Genomic DNA, 6136 nt, shown 5'->3' on the forward strand with positions numbered 1-6136 from the left:
AAGAGACAGGTTCACACCACCGGCCGGCCGGGCCAGCCGGCCCGGCCAACCAGCCCGGCCGACACGGCCGGGCCGTACCGCAGCCCGGATCAGGCCTCGACGACCACCGGGACGATCATCGGCTTGCGGCGCAGCCGCGTCGCCACGTAGCGCCCGATGGTGCGGCGCATGATCTGCTGCAGCTGGTGCGTGTCCGTGGCCCCGCCCGCGATCGCATTTTCCAGCGCCGCGGTGACCTCCGGCATCACCTTGTCGAACACCGAGGCATCCTCGGCCATACCCCGCGCGAGAACCTGCGGGGGTGCAAGCACCTTACCTGTCGCGGTGTCGATGACCGCGAAGACGGACACGAAGCCCTCCTGCCCCAGGACCACGCGGTCCTTGAGCTCGGCCTCGGTGATCTCGCCGACCGACGAGCCGTCGACGTACACGTAACCGCACGGCACGGCGCCCACGACGGAGGCCTTGCCATCCACGAGGTCGACGACGACGCCGTCCTCGGCGAGCACTACGCGGTCGGCCGGCACGCCGGTCCGGACCGCGAGCGCCCCGTTCGCGACGAGGTGGCGCACCTCGCCGTGCACGGGCATGACGTTCTTGGGCTTGAGGATGTTGTAGCAGTACATGAGCTCGCCGGCCGAGGCGTGCCCGGAGACGTGCACCTTGGCGTTGCCGCCGTGCACGACGCGCGCGCCGAGGCGGGTCAGGCCGTTGATGATACGGAAGACGGCGTTCTCGTTGCCCGGGATGAGCGAGGAAGCGAGGATCACGGTGTCGCCGAACTCGACCTGCACCTTGTGGTCGCCGTTGGCCATACGGCTCAGCGCCGCCATCGGCTCGCCCTGCGAACCGGTGGACATGTAGACGATCTGGTCGTCGGGCACCGAGTCGGCCTTCTTGATGTCGATGAGCACGCCCGGCGGCACGTCGAGGTAGCCGAGGTCGGCGGCGATGCCCATGTTGCGCACCATGGAGCGCCCCACGAGGGCCACGCGGCGGCCGTGCGCGTGCGCGGCGTTGAGCACCTGCTGCACGCGGTGCACGTGCGAGGAGAACGACGCGACGATGATCCGCTTGTCGGCGCGCGCGAACACGCTGTCGAGCACGGGACCGATCTCGGCCTCCGGCGTCACGAAGCCCGGCACCTCCGCGTTGGTGGAGTCCACCATGAAGAGGTCGACGCCCTTCTCGCCCAGGCGGGCGAAGGCGCGCAGGTCGGTGATGCGGCCGTCGAGCGGAAGCTGGTCCATCTTGAAGTCACCGGTGTGCAGCACCGTGCCGGCAGCGGTGGTGACCGCGACGGCGAGCGCGTCCGGGATGGAGTGGTTGACCGCGACGAACTCGCAGTCGAAGACGCCGAGCTGCTCGCGCTGCCCCTCTTTGACCTCGAGGGTGTAGGGCTTGATGCGGTGCTCCTTGAGCTTCGCCTCGATGAAGGCGAGCGTCAGGCGCGAGCCGACCAGCGGGATGTCCCCGCGCAGCCGCAGCAGGTAGGGCACGGCGCCGATGTGGTCCTCGTGACCGTGCGTCAGCACTATCGCCTCGATGTCGTCGAGACGGTCCTTGATGTAGTCGAAGTCCGGCAGGATCAGGTCCACGCCGGGCTGGTTGTCCTCGGGGAACAGCACGCCGCAGTCGATGACGAGCAGCTTTCCGGCATGCTCGAGGACCGCCATGTTGCGTCCCACCTCGCCCAGGCCGCCGAGGGCGACGATCCGCAGTCCGCCTTCGGGCAGTGCGGGGGGCAGGGACAGTTCGGGGTGAGGATGACTCACGTGGCCTCCAAGGCCTCGTTCCAACAGAAAAAGATCTAATGTCCGACGGCGGGGCTCGCGTCCGCGAGCTCGCTCACCTCGGACTGGCGCACGGGGGCGCCGTCGCGCAGCAGACCGGCCTCGGCCAGGACCACGCGCAGGGCGGCCACCTCGTCGTCGGTCGCGGCGACGTTGGGCAGGCGCAGGAACCGGTTGTCCGTGATGCCGACCGCCTCGACCGCGGCCTTGGCCATGACGGCCTGTGCGCCGGCGCCGTTGAGGGCGTCGATGACGCCGGTCGCCGTACGGAAGACCTCGACGGCTCCGGCGAGGTCGCCGGCGTCGAACCGGCGGACCGTCTCCGCGAAGTGTGCGCCGACCACGTGGGCCGACACGGAGACGATACCCGCACCGCCGACGCTCAGGAACGGCAGCAGCAGGCCGTCGTCGCCCGAGTACCACGCCAGACCGGTCTCGGCGATGAGCTTGGTGGCTGCGTAGACGTCACCGGTGGCGTCCTTGTTCGCGATGATCCGCGGGTGCTGCGCCAGGCGCCGGTAGGTCTCCGGCGCGATGCGCACCACGGTGCGGCCGGGTACGTCGTACAGCATGACGGGTAGGTCCGTCGCGTCCGCCACGGCCACGAAGTGCTGGTACAGGCCCTCCTGGCTGGGTCGCGAGTAGTACGGCGAGACGACGAGGACGCCGTCCGCGCCGGCCTCGGCGGCCTGCTCGGCCATGCGGATCGCGTGCACGGTGTCGTTCGAGCCCGCGCCGGCGACGACGGCCGCGCGGTCGCCGACGGCCTCGACGACCGCGGCGACGAGCTCTTCCTTCTCGGGCGTGTGCGTTACCGGGGACTCGCCCGTGGTGCCGGACAGGACGAGGCCGTCGTTGCCGTCGTCCACCAGCTTCTTCGCCAGCTTGACCGCTGCCTTCAGGTCCACGGCGCCCTCGGGCGTCATCGGGGTGACCATAGCGGTCAGGACAGCGCCGAACGGGCGCGTCGGGTCAGTGGGAAGAACCATGGCTCTACCGTACCGTTTACCGCCCACATCACCGCCGTCGCACGAGCTCGTCGAGCCGGTCGACGGCGGCGGTCTCGCCGCGGGTCACCGCTCGACCAGCACGCCGTCCTCGTCGGCGTACACCGTGGCGCCCGGGCGGAACACGACGCCGCCGATCTCCACCGCCTCGTCCAGCACGCCCGCGCCCGTCTTCGACGACTTGCGGGGGTTGGTGCCGAGCGCCTTGACCCCCAGGCGCAGCCCGCCGATCGCCACGGAGTCGCGGATCGCGCCGTGGATGATCGCGCCGGCCCAGCCGTTCTCCACCGCCGCTGCCGCGATGAGGTCACCCATCAGGGCGCTGCGGAGCGAGCCGCCGCCGTCCACGACGAGCACCGCACCCTCGCCAGGGGTCTGCGTCACGGCCTTGACCAGGCCGTTGTCCTCGTGGCACCGCACGGTGCGCACCGGGCCGGAGAAGCTCCGGACCCCGCCGAAGTCGCGGAGCTGGAGAGAGAGCGAGGCCAGCGCCTCACCGTGCTCGTCGTACAGGTCGGCGGTCGCCGTCATCGTCATCCTCTCGTCCGGTGGCACTGCGCGAGACCATACCCGGGACCACCCGGGACCACGCGGCACGGTCCGGCACGGTCGGGCCGCCCTGCCCGGGCGAGCGCCGCGCTGACGTGGATACTCGGAATATGACGGCGACGACGCTCTCCCCCGCCTTCGTGGCGCACCTGCCCACCGGCCTCCTCGTCGGCGGGCACTGGGGCTCCGCCGCGGGCGGCGCCACGTTCGAGGTCACCGACCCGGCGACCGCGGAGCCCATCTTCGACGTCTCCGACGCCACGCCCGCCGACGCCGTGCGGGCCCTCGACGCCGCGCACGCCGCGGCCCCCGCCTGGCGTGCCGTGCCGCCGCGGGAGCGCGCCGAGCTGCTGCGCGCCGTGTTCGCCCGCCTCGTCGCCCGCACCGACGACGTCGCGGCGCTGATCACCGCGGAGGCAGGCAAGCCGCTGGCCGAGGCGCGTGCCGAGGTCGTGTACGGCGCCGAGTTCCTGCGCTGGTTCGCCGAGCAGGCGGTGCGCGCCGACGGACTGGTGCGCACGGCGCCGTCGGGCACCAACAAGCAGTACGTGAGCCGCCGGCCCGTCGGCCCCGCCCTGCTGATCACGCCCTGGAACTTCCCCATCGCCATGGCGACCCGCAAGATCGCCCCGGCGCTCGCCGCCGGCTGCACGGTGGTGATCAAGCCGGCCTCGCCGACCCCGATGACCACGCTCCTGGTCGCCGAGATCATCCGTTCCGAGGCGGAGGCGCGCGGACTGCCCACCGGCATCGTCAACGTGGTCCCGACCTCGCGGTCGGGGCCGGTCACGGAGCCGCTGTTCGACGACCCCCGGCTGCGCAAGGTCTCGTTCACCGGGTCCACCCGAGTGGGTCAGGTCCTGCTCGCCCAGGCCGCGAAGAACGTGCTGCGCAGCTCGATGGAGCTCGGCGGCAACGCGCCGTTCGTCGTCTTCGAGGACGCCGACCTCGACGCCGCCGTCGAGGGCGCGCTGATCGCGAAGCTGCGCAACGCCGGCCAGTCCTGCGTTGCCGCCAACCGCTTCCTCGTGCACGTCGCCGTCGCGCGCACGTTCGCGGAGAGGCTCGCCGCCGCGATGGGTGCGAAGGTCACCGGGCCGGGCAACCGGCCGGGCACGGAGGTTGGCCCGCTCATCGACGAGGCCGCGGTGGACAAGGTCTCCGGCCTGGTGGACGACGCCGTCGCACACGGCTCGCAGGTGCTCACCGGCGGCGCGCGGCTCGACGGGCCAGGCCACTTCTTCGAGCCGACGGTGCTCACCGGGGTCGACGCCGACGCCCGGGTCGTGACCGAGGAGATCTTCGGCCCGGTCGCCCCCGTCGTCGCCTTCGGGTCCGACGACGAGGCGTTCGAGCTGGCCAACGGCACCCCGTACGGCCTGGCCGCGTACGCGTACACGACGTCGCTGGCCCGCGCCCAGCGCGCGATGGACGAGCTCGAGGCGGGCATGATCGGCATCAACCGCGGCCTGGTGTCCGACGCGAGCGCACCGTTCGGCGGTGTCAAGGCCTCGGGCCTCGGGCGCGAGGGCGGCGAGGCGGGTATGGAGGAGTACCAGGAGACGGTGTACGTGGCTCTGTAGACCCGTCCGGCAGATCCGACCGGCTCATCCGCCTGGTGGACCCGTCCGGCGGGCGGGCAACGTGCCGGGCGCGCCCGCCGACGACGTAGCCTCGCAGCGTGAACGTCCTCCCCAGTGACCCGGCGGCCCGCGCCGCCGTCCGCCAGGGCGTGAGCGTCTCGGTCGCGACCGGCCTGTACGGCATCTCGTTCGGCGCCCTGTCGGTCGCCGCCGGGGTCGGCCTCGGCCCGACCATGGCCCTGAGCCTGCTCATGTTCTCCGGCGGCTCCCAGTTCGCCCTGATCGGCGTCGTCGGCGCTGCCGGGACGCCCGTCGCCGCGATCGCCACCGCGACCCTGCTCGGCCTGCGCAACACCCTGTACGGCGCGGTGGTCTCGCCGCTGCTCCAGGTGCGCGGCTGGCGCCGGCTCGCCGCCGCCCACGTCACCATCGACGAGTCGACGGCGGTCGCCGTCGCGCAGCCCCAGCCCGCGGCGTCCCGGATCGGGTTCTGGGTCACCGGTGTCGGCGTCCTCGTACTCTGGAACGTGTTCGTGCTCCTCGGCGCGCTCGCCGGCGACGCGCTCGGCGACCCGCGCGCCTGGGGCCTCGACGCCGCGGCCGCCGCCGCGTTCCTCGCCCTGGTGTGGCCGCGGCTCGCCCCGCGCCGTGCCCAGCTCGTCGCCGGGCTCGCCGTCGTGGCCACCGCAGCGCTCATCCCCTTCGTCCCGCCCGGCATCCCGGTGCTCGCGGCGGCAGCGGTCGCGATCGTCGTGGGCCTGATCGCGCCGACGGCGCCCGACGCCGCCGTCGAGCCCGAGAAGGAGTCCGTCGGATGACCACCACCACGCTCTGGGTGACCGTGCTGGTCGCCTCCCTCGCCTGCTACGCCCTCAAGCTCGCCGGGCACCTCATCCCCCGCGGCTGGCTCGCCTCGGAACGCGTCTCCCGGATCACCACGCTGGTGACCGTCGCGCTCCTCGTGTCACTCGTCGTCGTCCAGGGGTTCGCCGACGGCCGCGCCCTGACGGTCGACGCGCGTGTGCCGGCGCTCGCGGTGGCCGCCCTGGCGCTCGCTCTGCGCGCACCGTTCGTCCTGGTCGTCGTGCTGGCTGCGGCCACGGCGGCCGGCCTCCGCGCCCTCGGCTGGGGCTGACGCCGACCTTCCCGATGACCAGGCACCTGCTGCCAGGATCGAGCCCTGCCTGGCAGCAGGTGCCTGGGG

At 72.6% G+C, this 6136-nt stretch carries 6 protein-coding genes; 3 read left to right on the forward strand and 3 right to left on the reverse strand.

All coding sequences use genetic code 11. The annotated features are described in order from the left end of the window. Window positions 1-89: 89 nt before the first annotated feature. The 3 genes from ACFWE2_RS24085 to rraA form a co-directional block, all read right to left on the reverse strand. Window positions 90-1775 carry a ribonuclease J gene (locus ACFWE2_RS24085; RefSeq protein WP_377226740.1) on the reverse strand — a complete coding sequence of 562 codons (1686 nt, stop codon included), beginning with the start codon at window positions 1773-1775 and terminating at the stop codon, window positions 90-92. Between the two features lie 35 nt (window positions 1776-1810). Further along, window positions 1811-2782 carry a 4-hydroxy-tetrahydrodipicolinate synthase gene (gene dapA, locus ACFWE2_RS24090; RefSeq protein WP_377226741.1) on the reverse strand — a complete coding sequence of 324 codons (972 nt, stop codon included), beginning with the start codon at window positions 2780-2782 and terminating at the stop codon, window positions 1811-1813. Window positions 2783-2866: 84 nt separating this feature from the next. Continuing rightward, window positions 2867-3337, reverse strand: a complete 471-nt coding sequence (rraA, locus tag ACFWE2_RS24095) for a ribonuclease E activity regulator RraA (protein WP_377226742.1) — start codon at window positions 3335-3337, stop codon at window positions 2867-2869. Window positions 3338-3459: 122 nt separating this feature from the next. On the opposite strand from rraA, the gene ACFWE2_RS24100 reads away from it, so the two are divergent. From ACFWE2_RS24100 to ACFWE2_RS24110, 3 genes are all read left to right on the forward strand, one after another. Next, complete coding sequence (locus ACFWE2_RS24100; RefSeq protein ID WP_377226743.1) at window positions 3460-4932, forward strand: NAD-dependent succinate-semialdehyde dehydrogenase; 1473 nt, start codon at window positions 3460-3462, stop codon at window positions 4930-4932. A gap of 98 nt (window positions 4933-5030) precedes the next feature. Further along, the gene (locus ACFWE2_RS24105) at window positions 5031-5750 is read left to right on the forward strand and encodes an AzlC family ABC transporter permease (protein ID WP_377226744.1); all 720 of its coding nucleotides are present in this window, start codon (window positions 5031-5033) and stop codon (window positions 5748-5750) included. Continuing rightward, window positions 5747-6067 carry an AzlD domain-containing protein gene (locus ACFWE2_RS24110; protein ID WP_377226745.1) on the forward strand — a complete coding sequence of 107 codons (321 nt, stop codon included), beginning with the start codon at window positions 5747-5749 and terminating at the stop codon, window positions 6065-6067. The genes ACFWE2_RS24105 and ACFWE2_RS24110 overlap by 4 nt, the downstream gene beginning before the upstream one ends. Window positions 6068-6136 lie beyond the last annotated feature (69 nt).

The organism is Promicromonospora sp. NPDC060271 (assembly GCF_042726755.1).
Lineage (GTDB): Bacteria > Actinomycetota > Actinomycetes > Actinomycetales > Cellulomonadaceae > Promicromonospora.